Below are 21,875 nucleotides of genomic sequence, written 5' to 3'. Positions count from 1 at the left end.
GCTGACGATGCCCCGCCTCACGACCCTCAAGCCTCGCCTCGGAACCCTAGACACCCGCACGGCTATACCGACACCTAAGGTGGCGGATGCCGAGCTACTGACACCCGAGCACGCTGCCTGGCGCCAAGAGGTACTGAAGCGTGCAGGGTGGAAGTGCCAATGGCCTGGATGCGCTGCTCACGGCAGGCGAGGCGGCGTCCGGCTCTATGCTGACCACATCGTCGAGAGGCGTGACGGCGGCGACCCGCTGGACCCACGCAACGGGCAGGCTCTCTGCCCCCCTCACCATGGCCGCAAGACCGCTGCTGAGCGGGCGCGACGCATGGGGGCGACGCAGGCCTAGGCCTGAAACGCGACGCCTTCCCTGGGCGATCCTGGATGATCCTAGCCCATCCATCCGCAGGGGTAGGGGGGGGGTCGAAAGTCCACCGGTCTAGGGGTCGGCTACCGCATAGGGTCGCATTCGCAGATTTTTTCCTGGTGGGTCGTGTTGGTTGGTGCGGAGTAGTGCGGACATAGCAGTCATGGGAAAGGCAAAAAAACCTATCGACTGGGCTGGTGTCGAGCGCGACTATCGCAAAACTGAGTTGTCCGTCAGAGAGTTATCGCGCTGGTACGGCTGCGATGAGAAGGCGATCAGACTCCGTGCGAAGGCCGGCGAGTGGGTTCGCCCCGGCGCGAGCACTCCGCGGCCTACTCCGCAGGATCCGCAACCGCTCGCAGACGCAGTTGAGCCGATTGTCGAGCGGATCCGTCCGAAGAAAGGCGATGAGCCTGTCAGGCCCGAAGCCATTCTTGATCGCGGTCGCGATCTCGTCGTCCGCATGATGGACGAGCTTGAGGTGACCACCTCCTACATCGACGAGATGGAAGAGCAGATCCTCTCGGACACGAAGGGCAAGAACGACGGCCCGCGGCGCGAGGCGATGCTGAAGGCGGTGAGCCTGTCCACCCGGGCGGGCACGCTGAAGAACCTCGCGCTGGCTGCGAAGACGCTGGCCGAGGGCAATGTCCCCGACGGCAAGAAGAAGCAGCGCCAGGCCGGAGCAGACGAATCCACTTCAGCCGGCGGGAAGTTCGCACAACGCAGCGGCCCGCGGCTGGTAGCCAGTAACCCATGACCGAACGGCCCGAATGGACGACCGCATGCCCCGATTGGGAGAAGCGCATCGTTGCCGGTCGATCGCTGATCCCGTTCAAGCCGCTGTTCCCCGGGGCGGCAGCCGATGCCCTGGCAGTCTTCAAGGCTCTTCGGGTCGTCGATCTGCCGGGCAAGCCAACCTTCGGTGAGGTGAGCGAACCCTGGGTGTTCGATTTCGTGGCTGCCATCTTCGGCGCCTACGACGATGAGACCGGGCAGCAGCTGATCCGGGAGTTCTTCCTCCTCATCTCGAAGAAGAACACCAAGTCGACCATCGGCGCCGGCATCATGCTCACGGCGCTCATTATCAACTGGCGGCACGAGGAAGAGGTGCTGATCCTCGCGCCGACGATCGAGGTGGCGCAGAACAGCTACAAGCCGGCCGCCGCGATGGTGCGGGCGGATCCGGAGCTTGATGCGGCACAAGGGGAGGGCGGGTTCCTCCACGTTCAGGACCACCTCAAGACCATCACGCATCTCAGCACCCGGGCGGCGCTGAAGGTGGTCGCGGCGGACACGGATACGGTGTCGGGCAAGAAGGCCGGCCGCATCCTGATCGACGAGCTCTGGATCTTCGGCAAGCGGCCCAAGGCGGACGCCATGCTGAGAGAGGCTACCGGCGGTCTCGTGTCGCGGCCCGAAGGGTTCGTCATCTCGCTCTCGACGCAGAGCGATGAGCCGCCGGCCGGGGTGTTCAAGGCGAAGCTGGACTATTTCCGCAACGTGCGGGACGGCAAGGTCAAGGATCCCAAAAGCTTCGGCCTGCTCTACGAATTTCCGAAGGCGATGGTGGAGGCGAAGGCCTACCTCGAGCCCGACAACTTCTACATCACTAACCCCAATATCGACCGGTCCGTGAGCCGGGAATGGCTGGAAGACGAGCTCCGCAAGGAAGAGGACAAGGGCGAGGACACCCGCCGTACCTTCCTCGCGAAGCATTTGAACGTCGAAATCGGCATGAACCTTCGGGCCAACCGCTGGACTGGTTCCGAGTTCTGGGAGCAGCGCGCCGACGCAGCGCTCCGATGTCTGCCGGAGGATGCGCGAGCCGGCCTACGAGCCCTCCTCGACCGATGCGAGGTGGTCACGGTCGGGATCGACGGCGGCGGCCTCGACGATCTGTTCGGGCTGACGGTGCTGGGCAGGGAGAAGGTGACGCGCGACTGGCTCGCCTGGACCCACGCCTGGTGCCATATCGGCGTCCTAACGCGGCGCAAGTCGATTGCGACGAAGCTGCAGGGTTTCAAGGCGGCGGGCGAGCTGACGATCGTCGATGACGAGCTCGGCGACATCTCCGCCATTGTGGAGATCGTGTCGGACGTAAAAGAGCGCGGGCTTCTGGCCTGCGTCGGCGTCGATCCTGCGGGCCTCGGCGAGTTCATTGAGGCCATGGCCGAGATCGGGGTGACGCAGGAAGCGAAACTCCTCGTCGGCGTGCCCCAGGGCTACGGCATGATGAACGCCATCAAGACCGCAGAGCGGAAGCTTGCGAACGGGACGCTCCGTCATTCTGGCTCAAGCCTCATGGCCTGGGCGGTGGGCAACTTGAAGATCGAGCCGACCGCGACCGCCATCCGGGCGACGAAGCAGAATGCCGGCGACGCGAAGATCGACCCGGTGATGAGCCTCTTCGATGCCGTCGTGCCGATGTCGCTGAACCCCGAGCCCGTGAATACGCGCTCCGTCTACGAAGATCGCGGCCTGCGGGTCGCCTGAGGAGGCGGCATGCAGCCATCCGACGAGCGGCCCGCCGCTCCGCCCATCACCATCTCGACGCAGATCTTCCGTGAGGTCATCGGGGCTATCGGTGCTGGCCTCGCGGGCTATGGCGCGTGGCTTCACTATCAGCCGGCCGGGTTCATGGTTGGCGGCGGCGTGCTGGTTGGGCTCGCGGTCGTCGGGACACTCCGTGGGAACGGGTGATGAGAGGCCTGTTCTCTGCGATGCTTGGAGGCGGGATGAATGCCGCCGCCGAGCGCGAGGTGACATCTTGGGAGCCGGACGACGATCGCTGGTATGGCGAGGCTGGCGGCTCGGCCACCTTTACCGGAAGGCGCGTGACGCCGGACATCGCCCTGCAGTTCTCGGCTTTTTACGCAGGCACGCACCTTCTCGCGAAGACCTTGGCTTCGCTGCCCTTGCGGATGTACCGGAAGGATCCGGCGACCGGGAAAAGCTATGAAGCTCCCGAGCACCCGCTGAACGACCTGCTGGAGTACCAGCCGAACAGGTGGCAGACGGCTTGGGATTTCCGGGCCATGCTCATGATGCACTTGGTGATGCGCGGGAACGCGTACGCCGAGATCGTATCGGGCCCCCGAGGGTTCGCGGATCGCCTTGAGCCTATCCATCCGGATCGCGTGACGGTCGATCGCCTTCCCGACCGGACGCTGCGATACACGGTCTCCGAGGAAAACGGCAGGTCTCGGCGCCTACTTCAAGATGAGGTGCTTCACCTTCGGACCGCGTTCGCCCCCGGCCTGGTGGGCATCGGTCCCATCGCTCACGCCCGGCAAACGGTTGGCCTCGCCCTCGCGACGGAGGAGCATGGCGCCCGGCTCTTCTCGAATGGAGCCCGGCCTTCCGGCGTCATCACCGTGCCGAAGGGGTGGAGCGACGAGGCGTTCAAGCGCTTCAAGGAGGATTGGCGCCGGACATATAACGGCCTCTCGAACGCCGGCGGCACACCCATCCTTGAGGATGGTGCTGAGTTCAAAGCGATCAGCCTGACGGCGGAGGACGCACAGTTCCTCGCGACGCGCCAGCATCAGATCGAAGAGGTGTGTCGCTGGCTCGATGTGCCGCCCGTGCTGGTGCATCACGTGACGAAGACGACGTCCTGGGGATCAGGCGTCGAGGCCATCATGCTGGCCTTCGTGAGAAACAATCTGAAGCCGTGGCTCGATTGCTGGACGCAGGCAATCCGGCGCGACCTCATCCTCGCTCCGCGGCTCTATGAGGCGCGGTTCGACATCGAGGATCTGATCCGGGGCGATTCAAAAGCTCAGGCCGAGTTCTTCAGCCGCCTCGTCCTCAACGGCGTTTTGACCCGGAACGAGGCCCGCGTCGCCCTGGGCTACAACCCGCTGCCCGGCCTCGACGAACCCCTAGAGCCCAATACGGGCGCCACCTCGGACAAGCTGCCCGGCAACGGCGGCGGCGAGCCGAACAGCGCCGCCCTGCTCGGCCACAACGGCGGACCTTCCTTGGAGGAGGCCGACGCACCCGCCGCGCAGGAAGAGGAGTCCGAAGAATGACGAGCCGCTTCCCACATCTCCGTTCGGCCCTGATGTCTCAGGTCTGGGCCATGGACCCGGTCTGGCACTCGCTCATGGTCGAGATGATCGAGAACCGCGCCGAAGGCATCGTCATCACACCGGAGCAGGTGAGAGAGCGGGCCGGCCGGCATTCGCAGCTCGCCGACGGGTTGCTGATCGCCGGCGTCGATGTGCCGAACGGCATGACTGCGATGTTCGAGGTCAGCAGCTCGGGGCGTATCTACGCCGCCCGCGGCGGGTCTTCACGTGTGGCCGGCGACGCTGAGCCCGGCAGTCTAGTCGCGGTCATCAATGTGATGGGCGTGGTCGCGCATCATGCAAGCCAAGTCGACAACATCAGCGGCCCGGGCGGGACCTCGACGGCCCGCGTCGGACAGAGCTTCGATGCGGCCATGGACGACCCGGCAGTGAAGGCCGTCGTGTTCCACATCGATTCTCCGGGCGGCGGCGTGGCGGGTGTTCAAGAGCTAGCCGACAAGATTTTCGCCGCGCGCGGGCGGAAGCCGATCATCGCACAGGTGAACAGCACCGCGGCGTCGGCCGCCTACTGGATCGCGGCGCAGGCTGACGAGGTGGTCGTGACGCCGAGCGGGCAGGTGGGCTCAATCGGCGTCTACGGCTCGCACCGCGACATGTCGGCCGCTGCCGAGAAGGCCGGCATGAAGGTCACCTTCTTCGCTTACCCCCCGCAGAAGGTTGACGGGAATCAGTTCGCGCCGCCGTCGGCTGAGTTCTCCGAGAAGGCGATGGCCGACGTGAAGACGGTCTATGGCCAGTTCGCCGGCAGCGTCGCGCGGGGCCGGAACGTAAAACGGTCTGACGTCGAAGAGGGATTCGGCAAAGGCGGTGTCGAGCTTGCGGGAAGCGCGCTGAAGCTTGGCATGGTCGATCGCATCGCCACCATGGAAGACACGCTGCGCCGCGTCTCTCGCATGAAGGTATCACCGGCGGGAGCAAGGGCCGACGCTGGCGCAGACACCCTCCGTGCCGAAGCCGGCTCAGATGAACAGGATGGCGCCGACGGCGCCGAAGCGCCTGCTCCGGAGGATGCTCCCCCGGCACCCGATGAGCCGGCAGCCCCCATCGAAGACGCTGCCGCCAACGCGGCACGCCAGGCTGCTGACGAGCGCGATGCGTTCCGCCGCCGGCGCCACGCCTTTCGCTCTCGCTTCGGCTGAGCAGCACCCCTTTCCGAGATGCGCCCCACGAGCCGCCGGGCCGTGGGCAGACTATCCGCGCCCATGATCGCCCGGCGAGATGACGGAGCATATCAACATGTCCATCAAAGCACTTCGCCAGAAGCGCGCTGACCTCGTGAAGGAAGCGCAGGGCGCCTTCGATCTCGCCGCGAATGAAGCTCGCGGTCTTTCCGCCGACGAGTCGTCGCGCGTGGACGCCATCGAGACCGAACTCGCGGCCCTCGACAGCGATATCGGCCGCGTGGAGCGACACATGGAGCGCCAGCGCGCAATCGGCGGCGCGGCGGACGACAATGAGGCGGCGGACCGCCGCAGCGCTGGCGACCGCCACCAGGGCTCTGGCTTCTCGTCCCTCGGCGAGCAGATGCGCGCTATCATGGTCGCTGGCCGCCCGGGTGGTCAGGTCGATCCGCGCCTGCAGGCGTTCGGCGAAATGTCGGCCGGCCCGACCGGCATGTCCGAGGGTATCGCAGCGGACGGCGGCTGGCTTGTCCAGTCCGATTTCGCCAACGACCTGATCAAGGCGACCTTCGAGGGCGGCCAGCTCGCCTCTCGCGTGCGCAAGATCCCGATCGGCCCGAACTCCAACGGTATCCGCGCCAACGGCGTCGACGAGACCAGCCGCGCCAACGGCTCGCGCTGGGGTGGCGTTCAGGCGTTCTGGACCGAGGAGGCCGGCCTCAAGCGCGAGAGCCGGCCGAAGTTCAAGCGCATCAGCATGGAGCTGACCAAGCTCGTCGGCCTCTGCTACGCGACCGACGAACTGCTGCAGGACACCACCGCCCTCGCAGCCTGGATCGACCAGGCGTTCGAGGAGGAGTTCGTGTTCCGCATCGAGGACGCGATCATGAACGGCACTGGTGCCGGCATGCCGCTGGGCTACCTCAACAGCGGCGCCACCATCGTCGTCCCGAAGGAGGTCGGCCAGGGCGCCAACACCATCGTTGCCCAGAACATCCTCAAGATGTGGGCCCGCATGCCCGCTGCCTCGCGCAAGAACGCGGTCTGGATCGTCAACCAGGACGTCGAGGTTCAGCTCTTCCAGCTCATGCTGCTGGTCAAGAACGTGGCTGGCACCGAGAACGTCGGCGGCCTCGCCTTCCCGCAGGTGACCTACGTCCCGCCCGGCACGAACGGGAACGAGTACGGCACGCTGATGGGGCGGCCGGTCATTCCGGTCGAATACGCTGCGACCCTCGGCACGGCCGGCGACATCCAGCTCGTCGACCTCTCGCAGTACCTCGCGATCGACAAGGGGCCGATCCAGAAGGCCTCTTCGATCCACGTCCGCTTCATCTACGACGAGACCTGCTTCCGCTTCGTCTACCGGTTCAACGGCATGCCGGTTTGGCAGCAGCCGATGACGCCGTACCGCGGCACCACCACGCAGTCTCCCTTCGTCACGCTCGGTAACCGCGCCTAAGCGGCCCGACCCGTCGGCGGGGCTCAGGCCCCGCTGGCTCACCCTCACGATCCATTGCCTTCGCTGGGAGAATAGCGATGCCCAAGTCAAACTTTGCGACGGCCGTGAAGGTCGTCGAGCTTCTGCCCGCCGCCGCCGATGCGGCCGGCCGGTCTTCCGACATCATCAGCCTCAAGAACGCGACCTTCGCCACGATCCTGGTCTTGCTCACGCAGGGCAACGCCGCGCCTGTCACTCTCACGCTGATGCAGGCGCAGGACGTGGCCGGCACTGGGGCCAAGCCCTTCGACAAGCCGATCCCCATCTGGGCGAACCTCGACACCGCAGCTAGTGACACCCTCGTCCGCCAGCCCGACGGCGTCTCCTACGCCAGCGGCGCCGCCGTGAAGAACAAGCAGGTCGTTTTCCATATCGACCCGGCCCAGCTCGACGTGAACGGCGGCTACAAGACCGTCTTCGTCACCACGAGCGCTTCGAATGCGGCCAACCTCAACAGCATCCTCGCGATGCTCGAGGGCCACCGCTACCAGGCCGCCACGCTCCCCAGCGCGATCATCGACTGATCCGCGACGCCACCGGTGGGCCAATGGCTCACCGGTGTCTTGTCCTGTCGCCTGACCCTCGGGAGCAAATCCTATGTTCGTGAAGCAGCTCATCGGCCGGATGGCCAACACCGTCGTCGAGATGCCCTTCGCCGCAGCCACTTCGAACATCGCCGCAGGCACGTGCGTGCTCGCGACGGAGGATGAGGTCGCTGCGGCTGGCCTGGAGATGCGCCCGACGACTATCTCCGCAGAGCCCGAGGTGCTTCCGGCCGGGTATCGTACGGAGGTGACGGAGGTCGGCGGGTTCGATCTTTTCGACGCCGGCGGCGTGCGGCTCAATCAGGAGCCATTTGCCAACATGCCAGCGCTACTCTCGTTCGCCCATGAGCGGGCCGCTCTGATGGCCCCGGTGGCCGTCCTGATCCCGCTGAGCCAGATCCCCGGCACCGAGCCGGCGCTCATCAACTTCGCCGATTATCGCTTCGAGCCGGCAGAGGGCGGGGGCTACTTCTTGTTCGACCCTGCGGGGGTCCAGCTTGGCGCCGATACGGTTGCCGATGAGGAGGCGGCCCGACTGGGGCTTCGTCAGCATTATGCCGCCGCGCGCGGGCTGACGCTGGAGGAGTTGGAGGCCGAGGAGGCGCGCCCCGGCATGCTGTCCACGATCGCAGTGCCGGATGATTGGCGCTCGCTCCACCACACGCAGAAGCGCGCCCTGGCGCAGCGGATCTCCGGAGAGCCGGTCGGCGCCACCGCTGCAGCCGAGCACATCATCGAAGAGTACCTGACGCGCCCCTGAAGCGCGTCGCCTTCCCTCTGGCCGGTTGAGTGCACGCCATGCGCCTGATCAGCACCGTCATGTTGGGGCTACTACTTGCGACCGCCGTCGCAGCACAGGGCCAGCTGTCCAACGGCTACGAGGCCGTACGCAGCGACCCAGTGGCCACGCTCGCTATGCCGTTCATTCGGTCCGGCAGCGGCGATCCCATCATCTTCAGCGGAATCACGACCACGGCGAAGCAGTTCGCCCTCGCGAAGCCGGCGGACGCGACCTCCTATCGCTTCGTGAACCCGTGCAACGTCGATGTCCGGATCCGAAAGGTGTCGAGCATGTCGGAGAGCGTCACGCTCACCACCGGCACCCGCTTCCTAGCGCGCTCATCAGAGACGTTAGGCACGAGCCAGCCGACGTTCGTGTCCATCATCGCCACTGCCGCCCCAACCGGCGAGTGCGCGCCTGAACTCCAGTATGGGCGAGGCGGCTGATGCGTGTCCTCTGGCTTCTCGCCTGCCTCTCCATCAGCCTGATCTCTCCGGCCGAGAGCAACCTGCGCTCTGCCAGTCCCATGATGGGCGACGGGGTCCAACGCACCGGCCCCGCTGGCCCTCAGGGCGAGCCGGGTGCGGTTGGGCCGCAGGGCAATCCTGGCCCGTCGGGCGTTATAGGGCCGAAGGGCGACAATGGCGCTACTGGAAGCGCAGGCCCCCAAGGACCGGCAGGAGCGAAGGGCGATGCGGGTGCAGTTGGTCGTGCTGGTGATCCTGGTAGTGCCGGTCCTGTCGGGCCTGCAGGATATCCTGGCGCTACGGGACCTGTCGGTCCTGCCGGTCCAACTGGTGCTGCTGGCCCTAGCGGTAGTGTTGGTCCTCAAGGTCCGGCCGGACTTCAAGGACTTCAAGGACCGGTAGGCCCTGCCGGCCCGAAGTCCTCTACCTTCGTCTGCAACGCCACCCTCACCGAAACGGTAGTGCTGGCCATCAGCTCGGGCACGCGCGTTACGCCTGCGGCGACCTGCGCCGGCGTTCTCACCACTGATGTGCTCGTGGCCCACCCAACCAGCCTTGCCAGCCTGACGACTGCGCTGGGCGTCTCCAATGGCATCGCGATCCACCACGCCATTCCGACGGCGGCCAACACGTTCCGGGCCGTCATCAACGCGCCGGCACTCGCGCTCGGCGCCTCCTACTCCATTCCCGTCGCGGTCTATGCGGTGAACCGCTGATGTCTCGCATCGCTCGCAGCAGCCAGCCGCTGTATCAGACCGTCAATCGCCCTGTATCATGGCCTGTCGCTCTGAGCGCGCCGGACGGATCGGCGATCAATCTCACCGGCGCTACGGCGACGGCCTCCTTAGTTTGGGGCAGCACGTCGAAGGCGCTCACGGTTTCGCTCTCGGCAGCGAGCATGGGGCGCATTCTCCTCACGGGTGCCGCTGCTCTCACGCAAGAACTGCCCACCGGGCGCTTGGCCGAACTTCAGCTTACCATCACCGACAGCCAGGGCGTCGTGACCGACTACGTCTGGCCTGTCGTTGGAGAGACGCCGTGAGCACCGCTGCGGTCGTCGAACAGGTCGTTGCCACGGCCACCATCACAACAGAGCGCGGGGCATCAGCAGCCGCCGCCTACGAGCAGGCGGCAGTGGCCACTGTAGCGGCCGAGCAGGGGCTATCGGGGCCGCCTGGCCCGCCTGGCGCCGACGGCGGTGTGCCGGCGGATCTCCCCGACCTTGCACTCCTCTTTGAGAATGGGCTCGTCTGATGTCCTTTGCGACCAACGTCCAGAACCTCGCCACCCGCATTGCGACCGAGTGCAAATCGATCCGCGCTCTCGTCAACGGCAATGCGGTCGATAACGCCGCCCTCATCACCACGGCGAAGGGCAACCTCGTCGCTGCGATCAACGAGGTAAAGGCGCAGGCGAACTCGCTGGCAGCCTCGGGCGGCGCGACCATCAACGACGCGTCGACCTCGTCCACGACGCAGACATATTCCATCGACAAGATCCGCTCTGAGCTTTCGAGCACCGCTGCGTCGGTCAAGAACGAGATCCTGGGCGGCGCTGGCGCGGCCTACGATACGCTGAAGGAGCTTCAAGATCTCCTGACCGGCGAGCAGAGCGCGATCGACGCCATCAACACGGCGCTCGGCAATCGCCTTCGGGTGGACGTCGCCAATCAGTCGCTCACCACGACGCAGCAGGCGAACGGCCGGACCAATCTCGACGTCTACGGTAAGACCGAGATCGGCAACCCTGAGACGGACTTCACTGCCACCTTCGTTGCCGGGCTGGTCTGATGTCTCTCGCGTCGCGGGTAACCGCGCTAGCGGCGCGCATCGCGGTCGAGATCAAAACGGTCATCCGTCCTCGACTTCTGCCGAATGGCGGCACGGCCGGGCAGGCGCTCGTTAAATCCACGGCAGATGATTACGCTGTCGCATGGGGCACGGTTTCGGGTGGCTCCGGCGCCGCCACTCTTAAGATCGAGTATTTCGACGCCAACGGCACATGGACGAAGCCTGCCGGGGCGAAGCGAGTTCAGGTATTTGTTCAAGGCCCCGGCGGCGGTGGATCGTCAGGCGGACGGCAGGTAAGCGGCACGGTTTCTCGTGGCGGCAATCCTGGCGGCTCTGGCGGCTTCAATTGGGATGAATTTGACGCGGATGATCTAGACGCGACTGTTCAGATATTTGTCGGCATTGGCGGTATTGGCGGTGCTTCTGTCACGACAGACAGCACGGCTGGGATAGCAGGAACTACGGCGGGAAGTTCTTCGGCATTTGGAAGTGCCAATGCTGCTTATAGGGTAGTAGCAGGCGGTGGGGGACGCGGCACTGCTACGGCAGTTGGAGCACATGGCGGCGGCAGATATGCTCTGACCTATGTAGCCACAGTTTCGAGCGCGTCTGGTGGACACGGCATTGGTAACAATACTGATGTCGGTTGCGGTGTAGCCCCTGGTGCCGCTGGTGCCGGACAGACCACTACTCCCGGTAATTACAGTGGTGGAAGTTATAGCTTCACCACTAGGCCTAGCACCGCTGCTTTTATCGGCGGTGCTAGTGTTGGTTCTGATAAAACCGATGCCATCGCCCCCACAACTCCTTTTGCTCTCTGCTATGGTCTCTTCGGGAACGGTGGCCCTGGCGGTTGGTCAAATGTGGACGGCACGGCCGGCGCGGGCGCGAACGGCTTCCGTGGCGGCGGCGGAGGTGGAGGGGGCGCTTCCTTGAACGGCAATCCTTCCGGCAAGGGCGGCGACGGCGGCAAGGGCCGCGTCGTCGTTGTCACGGTTCAGGGGTGAGACATGAGCGTGACTGTCCTCTCCCGTGCGGCCTCCGGCCGGCTAACGACCCTTGAGAATGCGCGCATGGATCTCGGCGGCACGCTCGGTTCGTCGAGCGACCTTCAGATGCAGCGCTTCATCGACCAAGCCTCCTCGCAGGCCGCCTCCTACTGTCGGCGCGTCTTTGGCCGGGAGACGGTGCGCGAGCGGATCAATCTCTGCGGCTACCGCACGGACGACGGCGGAATCCTCCTCGACCGCGGGCCGATCGTTCGTATCCTCGGGGGCATGGTCGACGGCGCCACCTACGCCCCAGAGGCCTTTGAGGTCGTCGGCGGGCGCGAAGTTTTCCTGACCCTGGCGGGCGAGCGCGTCTGCTGGCGCGGCTCGCGACTGACGATCGACTACGAGGCCGGTTGGCTGCTTCCGGGCGAGGAGCGCGAGGTCAACGGTGTCGCCACCCTTGCCGAGGATCTGCCGGCCGACATCGAGCGCGCAGTCATCCAGCTTGTGGGTGTCGCGGCGTCTATGTCTGGCCGGGATATCACGGTGAAATCGGAGCAGACGGACGGCGTTGGGCAGACGGACTTCTACGTCCAGGGCGCGAACGCTTCGCTACCTCATCCCGAGGCCGAGTCCATCTTGTCTCAGTACCGGCGGATGCTCTTCGCATGAGTCTCGCCGCGCATGAGATCGCCAAGCTGGATCGGCAACTCGCCAAGAAGGGCGAGGATGTCGTTCTGCGCGGGCAGGATGCTCCAGACGACGGCTCGCAGGATCTGACGCTTCGCGCTTTCGTGCGGGGCTACAAGCCGGACGAGTTGTCCGGCGGCATCAACCAGGGAGACAGCGAGGTCGTCCTGTCGCCCACGGGGCTCACGGTCGATCCCGCCCGCCTCGGCGGCCTCACGGTCGCCGGCCGCTACCGCACCATCCAGGTCGCAAACCCCGTCCGCGTCGGCGGCGTGGTGGTTCGCTGGAATTTGTGGATCACCGGCTGATGGTCGGCCGGACGTCGGTTCGTCTTGATCCGATCTCGCGCGACATCGCCGTGATGCTCAACGAAGAGCTCTCGCCCGAGATGCAGAGCGCCCAACTCGCGACATTCGCCACCGAGGCTTTGGCCGAGGCGCAGGACATCAATCGCCAGGCGCTCGGCTACGTCCCGGATCACGACACGTTCATCGACGGCGCGAAGCGCGACAGCCTCCAGGGCATCAACCCGCGCAGCATCGTCAGCATTGAATTCCACCTGCTCATCGACGTCATCCAGTGGGTGGACGAGCAGCTTATCATCCACTCTCCGGTGAAGACGGAGCGGTACGCGCGCAGTCACGTCTGGTTCGCCGACAACGTCGAGATGGACCCGCAGAACCCGCCGCCAGCCGAGTCGTACATTGCGCTGAATGCGCAGCCGTACAGCCGGAAGATCGAGCGCGGGCAGAGTAAGCAGGCCCCGGAAGGGGTCTATCAGGCGGTCGCCACGCTCGCGAAGCGGCGGTTCGGCAACATCGCCTACGTCGGTTTCTCGTACCGGTCGTTCCCAGGCGGAGCGGTTGGCAAATGGGCAGACAGCGCGTCGGCCGCCAAGCTCGCAAAAGACGTTCGGGGCGGTAGCGCTAACAAGCGCCGCGACTGGCTCGCCCGTCAGCCCGCCATCTACATCGACCCGGGGCGCTGACCGATGCCGCTGAAGCTCGTCGTCGATGCCGTGGAGGCCAAACTCGCAGCGGAATGGGATCGGTGCCCCGTCGTCGGCCTCAACACGGTGGGCGACACGCCCGTCGATAACAGCCCGTTCCTGCAGGTGTCCTACCCCGTCGCGAATGGCGATCAACTGACGGTCGGAGCACCGGGGGAGAACGTCTACCGTGAGGAAGGCGCCTTCCGCATCGAGATCAACGCTAAGCGCGGCAAGGGCGTCTCAGACGGCCTGCAATGGGCCGATGAAATCGCTGCGATCTTCCGAGCCAAGGAATTCGGCGGGGTCCAGACCTTCGCCCCGTCCTCTCCGGCGATCGACGACCGGAACGACAACGGCAAGTACTTCACCTTGTCCATCGCGGTTCCGTACCAAGCGGACATCCTCGGCTGAGCGCTGATCGCTCTCCGCCTCACCCCTGGAGCAAATCATGACCATCGCAATCGGCTCTAGCCGACGGATCGCCTATGTCGCGGAGGCCACCTATGGCGTGACCCCGGCAACCCCCTCGTTCAAGACGTTCCGCGCCACCGGCGGCGGGCCTCGGACGAACAAGACCACTGGCATGTCCGACGAGATCCAGTCGGATCGCAACGTCCGCGACGAGTTTCAGCTCGGCCAGGACGTGTCCGGCGCCTACAATTTCGAGCTGAGCTACGGCAGCCTCGACGACATGCTGGAGGGCGCTCTCTTCGGCACTTGGACGACCAACGTCCTAAAGAATGGCATCGACGTGAAGTCGTTCTCATTCGAGGAGACGATCAACCTCGGCGGCGCAGCGCGTTCCTATTCGCGCTTTACCGGCGCCATGGTGAGCATGCTCAGCCTCGCCATCACGGCACGCGCGGCCATTACCGGCTCTGCGACCATCATGGCGCAGAAGGAGCTGCTGGACACTGCGATCGTCACCGGCTCGACCTACGCCGCTTCGGGAACGACGCCAATCTCGACTGCTTCGGCCAATGTCGCGAACCTGACGGTTTCCGGACTGACCAATCCGGCGAAGGTCCGCAGCCTCACGCTGGAAGTGAACAACAATCTGCGCACCCGTCCGGTCGTCGGCAATCTCTACAGCGACTCGTTCGGTTACGGCATGTGCGAGGTCACCGGCACGCTGGAGTGCTATTTCGAGACCAATGAGCTTTACCAGAAGGTACTGGACCACGGCAGCGCGGCGCTGAGCTTCACGGTCGGCAACGCCGCGAACCAGAAGTACACCTTCTTGCTTCCCAAGATCATCCTCGGCAACGGCGAGCGCCGGCCGGGCGGTAACAGCGACGATGTGATGGTGAGCATTCCCTACCGGGCCGTGCTCGACACCACCACCGGCGCATCCCTGCAAATTACGAGGGCTGTCGCATGAAGACCATCCGCATCACCGAGACGTTCGACGGCTACCCGAACGGCAAGGACGAGAAGCGCTTCACCAAGGGCGATGAGCCCGAGGTGTCCAACGAGTTCGCCGACCTCCTCGTCGAGAAGGGGCTGGCCAAGGAAATCGAGGCGAAGCCGGTCCCGGCCGCGCCTGCCGCCCCCGCGAAGAAGGACGCCAACGCGTGAAGCTCTCTGCCCTCAAAACCGACTCTGCCAAGCTGGAACAGGGGCAGTGGGTCAAAGACCTTCCGGATATGGATGGTCTGGAGTTGAAGGTTCGCGGCCTCGGCAACACCGAGTACCGGCGCCTGCAAGACAAGAAGGTCGAGGCAGTACCGCGCGCGAAGAAGATCCGCGGGCTCGACAACGAAACGCAGGATCGGATCATCTCGGAGTGCCTCCACGAGGCAGTCCTAGAGGATTGGCGCGGGCTAACCGGCGATGACGGGCAGCCGGTTCCGTTCTCGTCCGATTTGGCCCTCACGCTCCTCACAGATCCCGACTATGCCCGGTTCCGCTCGGCGGTGCTGCAGGCAGCCAGCATCGTCACCAACGAAGCCGCGCTCAGCGTCGAGGACGCTGAGGGAAACTAACCGCCGCCCTCCGCTGGCAGCTGGAGTGGGGCGAGCGGGCCGAGTGGCTGGCCGATCTGGCCGAAGAGGATGGGATTGAGCCAAAAGCGCTCATCGACCGTCCTGACCTGCCAGAGCATTTGATCTTCGCCTGGGACGCCTTCTGGCGCCTCTCGGGTGACCGCCAGCTAGGGTTCGGCTCGCCAGGGCCAATCCAGTTCACGTCCATGGATCGGTACGCTGAACGGGCCGGCATTGTCGGCATCGAAGAGTTCGACCGCTTCTGCCGGTTGGTCCGGGCCATGGACGACGAGTGGCGCCGGTTCTTGGCGGCAAAGCTGGAAGAGGGGAGGAAGAAGTAAGCGCTGTTCAGCGCCGCCAGCTGGCGCACCGACCGTTCGCTAGTCGATACCCTGGCCCACCTCGTGAGCCACAGCCGCTGCGATCACCGCGACGGGTGGATCTAACCCTGCGGGTCGACACCCTTGCAGAGGCGATGGATTGAGGCGGCCCGACGTTAGGCCGCACATCCACAAGCAACACGTCAGTTTGCCTCGGAGCAGTCAGGGGGCGGGGAGGGGTGTAAGCGGGAACCTGCTTGAGGGGGACTGACGCCACCGGCGCAGAAGGTAACGGGCCACTCACGAGCGGGGCAACGGGGGCAGGATCAATATCCTGGCGGGGCGGTTTGAGAGCAGCGAGTACCCCGAAGCCCGCGAGGAACAGGAACACTGAGACCAGCACCGTATCGCCGCGGTTCCAGGGCTTGTGCGCTTCGGGTTGTTTGGGTGCCTGCTTCTTCCGTGCTTTCCAGGCGGACCAGATCAGAACGACGCCGATGATCCCGAAGATAACACCCACGTCCGGTCCTCAACCGCGCTGATTCGCGTGGGATCGTTATCCCGCAGAAGTTGATGGCAGGGTAGGCTTAGTGAGCCCGGCGGGTCGCCCAGAGCACGCCGCCGTCGAGCGTACCGCTCCGGCCTAGCACCGCACGCACGACGTCTACGCCTAAGAGGCCCGTCGTTGCGGGCGGGCCTAATAACCATCCTCTAACTCGCGGATTCGTTCCAACATAAGCCTGATAGAGCAAGCAGTAGCTTTCCCGCCAGCGCCACTGCCACCTGCATTTTCGAAGTTCACGACATTGTCACACCGTTGTTTTTCGTACTCGTTCCATGCTTGCTGTTCTTTTGTAAATGCCGCTCGCCACCGCTCTGCATCCTCCTTTCCATTCATGCCGCCGTCCGCTGGGACGCGCTTGGCAACTTCGTCGATCTCAAAATGTCTCTTCCGAGCAGATTTCTCGACATCTCGCCGTATACGTTCAGCTTGTTTAGCAAGGCAATTTCTTCCCTCTGCCATGCTTGCATTAGATTTGTAGCAATAACTTTCAATCTGTTTGAGGTCTTCGCCAGCTGATTTTCTTTCTGCTAAAGCTGGCACTGTAAGCAACACCAGGACGAAAACAGTAAGCGCCTTTTTCATTATTTACCTTGCGATTTGTGCCTGCCATGGCGCGACACTCCGTGTGTGTCTCGCTGACGACGAACATGTCTAATGACGGGGCCGGCGGCCCTAACAAAGATGCTTAGATAGCGCGATAAAAGGGAGGCACGATCTGTATGGTTTCCCTGAACACCGTCCGCAGCATCAAGGTCAGCTACATCTCCGAGGGTGCGGAGAAGTTCAAGGCCGACGCCCAGGCCGCCGCCTCCGCTCAGGACAATCTCGGGCAAGCCACCGAGCGTACGGCTGTCGTCACGGAGACGGCCTCGCGCCGCATGCTCTCCGTGAGCACAGCCACCGATCGTGTCCGCGCCTCGGTCGACTTGGCCTTCCGGTCCCAGCAGCAACTTGAGCGCCAGACAGCCACCCTGAGCCGTGGCCTTCAGCAGGGCGCCCTCGATACCGCCACCTACGACCGGACCCTCGGGCTGCTTCAGGCCCGCTTCGGTGCGTCTGCCAGCGCGGCGGATCGTGCCGCAGCAGCGTGGAAGAACCTCGGCGCGGCCGGCGATGCTGTTTCGCGGGCGATGACCCCTGTGGGGCGGCTTTCCGGCCTATCTTCGGATGGTTCGGTGCCGGTGCGGCCGGGCATGGCAACGCCAACCGCAGCCAACCAGAACGGGCGACTTCGTGCCGACCAAGCGCAGAACCTCCTCTATCAGGGCGGTGACATCGTCGCTCAGCTTGGGAGCGGCTCGGGCCTCGGCATGATCGCCATGCAGCAGGGGCCGCAGATCGCTCAGGTGTTCGCCGGCCCCGGCGGGGCGAGCGTGAAAGGCGCCCTGTCTCAGGCAGGGGAGGCGGCTTCTGGCTTCCTCGGCCGCATTGGATTGGTCGGCGGTGCTATTGGCGGCGTGACGGCCCTTGCGCTCACTGGCGCCGCGGCATGGATCTCTTATTCCTCCTCGCAGAAGGAGCTTGAGCGCAATCTCGCGGGTGTCGGGCGCGCCTCGGAGGCGACTGGCGCTGCAATCAATGCCCTGGCGCCCGCTGCGGCTGAGGCCGGCAATGTTTCGATCCGCTCGGCCCGCCAGATGGCGGGTGAGTATGCCGCTACTGGCAAGATCGGCACTGAAATGTACGTCGGCCTCATTGGCTCGGCAAAGGATTACGCCGCAACGACCGGCCAGGATCTGAGCGACGCGAACAAGGCGCTGGCTGCGGCATTTGCCGATCCTGCCAAGGGCGCCGAGGCTCTGAACAGTCAGCTTGGATTTTTGAACGATCGAACCTCTGAGACCATCCGGCGGCTACAGGCACAGGGCGATCGGCTCGGTGCTCAGCGCGTACTGTTCGACGCCTACAAGGCGAGCCTGACCGACGCGGCCGACATGACTACGGCATGGGGCAGAATATCTGCCGCCGCGCTTCAGCCGATCTCTGACATTTGGGACGAAATCGGACGTCGTATCGACAAGGCCGTCACGGGCGGCTCGCTGGAAGACCAGATCGAAGCTGCGCGAAAGGTTCTCGCTGAGTCTCGTGAGTTGCAGACTAGCGCTATCGGTCGCGTAGCAGGCGGGATCTTCGGGCAAGACCCGGTTGCCGATCAGAGGAAACTCGACGAGCTTCTGGCGAAACAGCGTAGGCAGCAAGAGGCTGCGACACGGGCGGGCGCGGCTGCTCGGTCCCGTGAGATCGGAGGGATCGTTCGCGAGCTCGATCCGACCAACGCCGCTTTCAACGATACGCAGAACCGCGTTGAGACCCTTCGGAAGGCGATCTCGGACCCGGTAAAATTCGGGCTCGATACGGGCTTGCTGGCGCAGGCTCGGACGGCCTTCGAGCAGCTCAGCACTCAGGCGCGCAGCACGCGCGAGGACATTGAGCGGTTCGGCAGTCCTGCGGTTGCCGCCGCCAATCGCCAGGCGCGTTCGGAAAATCAGCTTGCTACCGATCGGGCAAACCCCGTCGAACGTCAGATCGCCGATCTTCGCTTCCAGTACGATGAGAAGATCCGCGCGCTCAACATCGCGCCCGGCGCGACGCGTGAGACCATCTCACAGCCCTTCAACGAGCGGATGAACAATCCGAACTTCGACTCTCGCGAGCTTCAGGCGATTGCCTTGGAGCGGAATGCGGCGCTTCGTCCTCTCACGGAGCGTGAGGGCCTGACCGAGAACCTCAATCTCGCGATTGATAGTTTGAAGAAGACGACGGAGGCCCAGGCCACACGCTCGCAGAACGTCAGCTCCTATATGGAGCGCGCCATGTTCGTAGAGAGCGGCGGCAAGACCGACGCGAAGAACCCCTTGTCGACGGCAACGGGCCTCGGACAGTTCATTGAGGGAACATGGCTGCCGCTGTTCAAGCAGGCCTTCCCCGACCGCGCCACGGGCATGTCGGATCGCGAAATCCTCTCCCGCCGGACGGATCGCGACGACAGCGTGGCAGTGCTGCGCCTGTTCACTGAACAGAACTCTCGCTTCCTTGAGAAACAGAGTATCGCGACCACTGACCGCAACCTCTACCTCGCGCACTTCGCGGGCGCGCAGGGCGCGGTGGACCTTCTGAAGGCCGATCGAGGCACGAGCGCAGAATCCATCCTCGGCCGCAAGGCAGCCCTCGCCAATCCGACGATCATCGGCGGCGGACGCACGGCCGGCGACGTCATCGACTATGCCGGGCGCGTGATAACTAAAGGCGCGCCCGCCATTCGGACCTCGGAGAGGGAGGTCGCCACCCTTCGTCAGCAGGCGACCCTGACAGATCAGACCACCGAGGCCGAGGCGCGCCGGCAGAAGATCCAGGAACTGCTGAACGAAGACATGCAGCGGGCCGGCGATCTCGGCCGGACCTTCGCCACCTCCCAGGATCTCCTCAAGGCATCCGCCTCGCAGCTGACGCCTGAGATGGAGACGCAGCGCAAGGTCATCATCGAGACGGCGGAAGCTTACGCCAAGGCGCAGGCGAACTTAGAGAACAGCCGCATCGGTCGCGAGGCCCTGTTCGACCGGGCGCAGATGGGGCGTACCCAGCAAGAGCAATCCGTGGCGTCGCGGCTGCGTGGCACAGGGCTAGGCCTGGACTCGGTCGAGGCAGATGCGCTGCGCCTGAACGACAATCTCCGCGAAACGAAGTCCCTCGCCACCGATGCTTTCAGTTCGATGCTGACGGATCTTCGTCAGGGCACGACGCTCGCGAAGTCCCTGGAGACCATCACCGGCCGCCTCGCCGACAAGCTGCTCTCCAAGGCCGCAGACAGCGTGATGTCGAACCTGTTCGCAGGGCTCGGCAGTTCGGGCATGGGTGGAAGCGGTGGCGGCTTCGGCAGCATGATCGCTAATGCTCTCGGGCTCGGCGGAGGCGCCGGGACCGACATCGCGGCTGCGAGTGCCCGTGGAGCCTCAAATCCGGCTCTCTATGGCCCTGGCTTCGCCAGCGGCGGCTACACTGGCGCCGGCGGGCGGAACGAGGTCGCTGGCCCGGTCCATAAGGGCGAGTACGTCTTTGATGCCGCCGCTACGGCTCGGATCGGTGTCGCAAGCCTGGAGGCCATGCGGACGAACCGTCGTGGATGGGCTGACGGCGGCTATGTCGGGAATGCGCCAACTTGGATGGCACCTCCGGCGAATGCTCCGCAGCAGATCGTCTTCGCTCCGAACATCATCCCCCCTGACGGCTATCGTGCCGAGACTAAAGAGGTCGATGACGGGCGGGGCGGTCGGAAGCCGGAGATCACCTTCGCGGAGATCACTGCTCAGGGCATCCGGAGCCCGCAGGGTCAGCAGGCTCTCGGGCAGCGTCGCGTCGCGCGGCGTTAAGCGCAGGCCTGGACCTTTGGCAGGTAGAGCCCCTTGCTGCCTGCATTGTAGGGCGACACGTAGGTAGCAACACTTCCTTTGCCCTGAGGAAGAATGTCTACCAGCGCCAGGGTCGTGTTGTTCACCGTGTAATGGACGGTCCAGCCGGCCTCAGTTCTCTGAGTGGAGGCTGGTAGCGCGTCACCAGACGACCACGCCGAAGAAATGCACCCTGCAAGTTGCTCAGGCGCCTTCGTGGACGAGAGCACCACCTTGTTGCTGCCTGACGACCTCATGTCGCCCATCGACGGCACGCAGGCCGACAAGAAGGTGGCGCCGGCGCACAGCCCTGCGATTTGAGCGAGCGACATTCTCATGGCGGTTCCTGTTTGGCCGGCGAGCCTTCCTGATAAGGCCAACCGTGACGGCTATTCCGAGGGTTCCTCGGATGGCAGATTGCGGACGCAGATGGAAGGCGGCCCGCCGAAGATGCGGCGTCGCTTCTCGTCCGATCCCAAGCCGATTTCGCTCGCGCTGCGCATCAACGTCGAGCAGTGGAACGCCTTCGACACGTTCTGGGAGGTCACGACCGGAATGGGAACGCTGCCTTTCTGGTTCCTCGACCAGACCCGCGGCGACGTTCAGCTGACCACCGAGGATGGGTCTCCCATCTACACCGCGGATGGCGCACCCCTGAAGAACACGGATTGGTGGCTCTGCATGTTTGGTGATGCCCGGCCGGCGGCGAACAACCTCGGCGCGGCGCAGTACAGCCTCAGTTTCAACCTCGCGGTTCTGTCCTAATGGGGCGCGTCGTCTCCCTCAACGCACGCCTCGCGGCGAACGCGGGGAACACGGATCAAATCCCAGTCCTCCTGGTCACGATCCGTCACCCAAGCCTTGCCTCGCCCGTCTACCTATCCAGCGATCCGACGGCGCGAATTTCCGTCGAGCCCCTGGTTTACGGCACTAAGCACGCCGGGAACGATTACCTCTTCGTTCTCGTCGGCGCGGTGCTCCCTGACGACCAAAGAGACAGTCCGCCGAAGACGACACTCACATTTGAGAACGTCGACAAGGACATGGCGGCTGTCCTCCGCGGCGTTACGCCGGGCACCTATGCCAGCGTCGACCTTGAAGTGGTGCTTGCCCGCTCACCAGAAGTGACAGAGGCCAGTTTCACCAAGCTCCGCGGCGTGCGGGGTAGCTACGACGCCGCGCAGGTGTCTCTCGACATCTCCCGCGAGCCCTTCACGTCCGAACCCATGCCAGACGGCCGAATGACGTCCAGCCGGTTCCCCTCGCTGTTTCAATAGGCCCCTC

Annotated in this window: 28 protein-coding genes; 27 read left to right on the top strand and 1 reads right to left on the bottom strand. The window is 64.6% G+C overall.

Features of this window, described 5'->3' with window-relative positions; genetic code table 11:
- Positions 1-7 precede the first annotated feature (7 nt).
- The 24 genes from ACYQOP_RS00525 (at position 8) to ACYQOP_RS00410 (ending at position 15,662) form a co-directional block, all read left to right on the top strand.
- Positions 8-343 carry an HNH endonuclease signature motif containing protein gene (locus ACYQOP_RS00525; RefSeq protein WP_461220700.1) on the top strand — a complete coding sequence of 112 codons (336 nt, stop codon included), beginning with the start codon at positions 8-10 and terminating at the stop codon, positions 341-343.
- 181 nt (positions 344-524) lie between these two features.
- Positions 525-1,121, top strand: a complete 597-nt coding sequence (locus ACYQOP_RS00520) for a hypothetical protein (RefSeq protein WP_461220699.1) — start codon at positions 525-527, stop codon at positions 1,119-1,121.
- A complete protein-coding gene (locus tag ACYQOP_RS00515; protein ID WP_461220697.1) occupies positions 1,118-2,857 on the top strand; it encodes a terminase large subunit in 1,740 nt (579 codons plus the stop codon). The genes ACYQOP_RS00520 and ACYQOP_RS00515 overlap by 4 nt, the downstream gene beginning before the upstream one ends.
- Before the next feature lie 9 nt (positions 2,858-2,866).
- On the top strand, positions 2,867-3,064 hold the full coding sequence (locus ACYQOP_RS00510; RefSeq protein ID WP_461220696.1) for a hypothetical protein: 198 nt from the start codon (positions 2,867-2,869) through the stop codon (positions 3,062-3,064).
- A 35-nt stretch (positions 3,065-3,099) separates the two neighbouring features.
- Complete coding sequence (locus ACYQOP_RS00505; RefSeq protein ID WP_461220695.1) at positions 3,100-4,398, top strand: phage portal protein; 1,299 nt, start codon at positions 3,100-3,102, stop codon at positions 4,396-4,398.
- Positions 4,399-4,448: 50 nt separating this feature from the next.
- Positions 4,449-5,597, top strand: coding sequence for a S49 family peptidase (locus ACYQOP_RS00500; RefSeq protein ID WP_461220694.1), 1,149 nt, complete (start codon positions 4,449-4,451; stop codon positions 5,595-5,597).
- Between the two features lie 97 nt (positions 5,598-5,694).
- Complete coding sequence (locus ACYQOP_RS00495) at positions 5,695-7,041, top strand: phage major capsid protein (protein ID WP_461220692.1); 1,347 nt, start codon at positions 5,695-5,697, stop codon at positions 7,039-7,041.
- A gap of 77 nt (positions 7,042-7,118) precedes the next feature.
- A complete protein-coding gene (locus tag ACYQOP_RS00490; protein ID WP_461220691.1) occupies positions 7,119-7,604 on the top strand; it encodes a hypothetical protein in 486 nt (161 codons plus the stop codon).
- Positions 7,605-7,677: 73 nt separating this feature from the next.
- The gene (locus ACYQOP_RS00485) at positions 7,678-8,385 is read left to right on the top strand and encodes a hypothetical protein (RefSeq protein ID WP_461220690.1); all 708 of its coding nucleotides are present in this window, start codon (positions 7,678-7,680) and stop codon (positions 8,383-8,385) included.
- A 38-nt stretch (positions 8,386-8,423) separates the two neighbouring features.
- Positions 8,424-8,852 (top strand): hypothetical protein, encoded by a 429-nt coding sequence (locus tag ACYQOP_RS00480; RefSeq protein WP_461220689.1) that lies wholly within the window; start codon positions 8,424-8,426, stop codon positions 8,850-8,852.
- A gap of 195 nt (positions 8,853-9,047) precedes the next feature.
- A complete protein-coding gene (locus ACYQOP_RS00475) occupies positions 9,048-9,275 on the top strand; it encodes a hypothetical protein (protein ID WP_461220688.1) in 228 nt (75 codons plus the stop codon).
- Between the two features lie 59 nt (positions 9,276-9,334).
- Entirely contained in the window at positions 9,335-9,589 is a 255-nt protein-coding gene (locus tag ACYQOP_RS00470; RefSeq protein WP_461220687.1) for a hypothetical protein, read from the top strand.
- Entirely contained in the window at positions 9,589-9,915 is a 327-nt protein-coding gene (locus tag ACYQOP_RS00465; protein WP_461220685.1) for a hypothetical protein, read from the top strand. The genes ACYQOP_RS00470 and ACYQOP_RS00465 overlap by 1 nt, the downstream gene beginning before the upstream one ends.
- On the top strand, positions 9,912-10,127 hold the full coding sequence (locus tag ACYQOP_RS00460; RefSeq protein ID WP_461220684.1) for a hypothetical protein: 216 nt from the start codon (positions 9,912-9,914) through the stop codon (positions 10,125-10,127). Before ACYQOP_RS00465 ends, ACYQOP_RS00460 begins: the two co-directional genes overlap by 4 nt.
- Positions 10,127-10,663 carry a hypothetical protein gene (locus tag ACYQOP_RS00455; RefSeq protein ID WP_461220683.1) on the top strand — a complete coding sequence of 179 codons (537 nt, stop codon included), beginning with the start codon at positions 10,127-10,129 and terminating at the stop codon, positions 10,661-10,663. Before ACYQOP_RS00460 ends, ACYQOP_RS00455 begins: the two co-directional genes overlap by 1 nt.
- Positions 10,663-11,670: a glycine-rich domain-containing protein gene (locus ACYQOP_RS00450; RefSeq protein ID WP_461220682.1), complete on the top strand. Its 1,008-nt coding sequence runs from the start codon at positions 10,663-10,665 to the stop codon at positions 11,668-11,670. Before ACYQOP_RS00455 ends, ACYQOP_RS00450 begins: the two co-directional genes overlap by 1 nt.
- Positions 11,671-11,673: 3 nt before the next feature.
- On the top strand, positions 11,674-12,327 hold the full coding sequence (locus ACYQOP_RS00445) for a hypothetical protein (protein WP_461220680.1): 654 nt from the start codon (positions 11,674-11,676) through the stop codon (positions 12,325-12,327).
- Positions 12,324-12,653, top strand: a complete 330-nt coding sequence (locus tag ACYQOP_RS00440; RefSeq protein ID WP_461220679.1) for a hypothetical protein — start codon at positions 12,324-12,326, stop codon at positions 12,651-12,653. The genes ACYQOP_RS00445 and ACYQOP_RS00440 overlap by 4 nt, the downstream gene beginning before the upstream one ends.
- Positions 12,653-13,333, top strand: a complete 681-nt coding sequence (locus tag ACYQOP_RS00435) for a hypothetical protein (RefSeq protein ID WP_461220678.1) — start codon at positions 12,653-12,655, stop codon at positions 13,331-13,333. The genes ACYQOP_RS00440 and ACYQOP_RS00435 overlap by 1 nt, the downstream gene beginning before the upstream one ends.
- Before the next feature lie 3 nt (positions 13,334-13,336).
- A complete protein-coding gene (locus ACYQOP_RS00430) occupies positions 13,337-13,747 on the top strand; it encodes a phage tail terminator-like protein (RefSeq protein WP_461220677.1) in 411 nt (136 codons plus the stop codon).
- A gap of 37 nt (positions 13,748-13,784) precedes the next feature.
- On the top strand, positions 13,785-14,717 hold the full coding sequence (locus ACYQOP_RS00425) for a phage tail tube protein (RefSeq protein ID WP_461220675.1): 933 nt from the start codon (positions 13,785-13,787) through the stop codon (positions 14,715-14,717).
- The gene (locus tag ACYQOP_RS00420; protein WP_461220674.1) at positions 14,714-14,914 is read left to right on the top strand and encodes a hypothetical protein; all 201 of its coding nucleotides are present in this window, start codon (positions 14,714-14,716) and stop codon (positions 14,912-14,914) included. The genes ACYQOP_RS00425 and ACYQOP_RS00420 overlap by 4 nt, the downstream gene beginning before the upstream one ends.
- Positions 14,911-15,321: a hypothetical protein gene (locus ACYQOP_RS00415; protein WP_461220672.1), complete on the top strand. Its 411-nt coding sequence runs from the start codon at positions 14,911-14,913 to the stop codon at positions 15,319-15,321. Before ACYQOP_RS00420 ends, ACYQOP_RS00415 begins: the two co-directional genes overlap by 4 nt.
- A gap of 20 nt (positions 15,322-15,341) precedes the next feature.
- Positions 15,342-15,662, top strand: a complete 321-nt coding sequence (locus tag ACYQOP_RS00410) for a phage tail assembly chaperone (RefSeq protein WP_461220758.1) — start codon at positions 15,342-15,344, stop codon at positions 15,660-15,662.
- Positions 15,663-16,338: 676 nt separating this feature from the next.
- Here ACYQOP_RS00410 and ACYQOP_RS00405 read toward each other — a convergent pair.
- The gene (locus ACYQOP_RS00405; RefSeq protein WP_461220671.1) at positions 16,339-16,788 is read right to left on the bottom strand and encodes a lysozyme inhibitor LprI family protein; all 450 of its coding nucleotides are present in this window, start codon (positions 16,786-16,788) and stop codon (positions 16,339-16,341) included.
- 137 nt (positions 16,789-16,925) lie between these two features.
- Between ACYQOP_RS00405 and ACYQOP_RS00400 the strand changes: the two genes are divergently transcribed.
- From ACYQOP_RS00400 to ACYQOP_RS00390, 3 genes are all read left to right on the top strand, one after another.
- Entirely contained in the window at positions 16,926-20,573 is a 3,648-nt protein-coding gene (locus tag ACYQOP_RS00400; RefSeq protein WP_461220670.1) for a phage tail length tape measure family protein, read from the top strand.
- 354 nt (positions 20,574-20,927) lie between these two features.
- Positions 20,928-21,356 (top strand): hypothetical protein, encoded by a 429-nt coding sequence (locus tag ACYQOP_RS00395; protein WP_461220669.1) that lies wholly within the window; start codon positions 20,928-20,930, stop codon positions 21,354-21,356.
- Entirely contained in the window at positions 21,356-21,868 is a 513-nt protein-coding gene (locus ACYQOP_RS00390) for a hypothetical protein (protein WP_461220668.1), read from the top strand. Before ACYQOP_RS00395 ends, ACYQOP_RS00390 begins: the two co-directional genes overlap by 1 nt.
- The last annotated feature ends 7 nt before the right edge of the window (positions 21,869-21,875 follow it).

The sequence above is a fragment of the Methylobacterium sp. CM6247 genome, from assembly GCF_054817925.1.
Note: the sequence above shows the minus strand (reverse complement) of the source record. Positions and strands in the feature narration are given on the sequence as shown.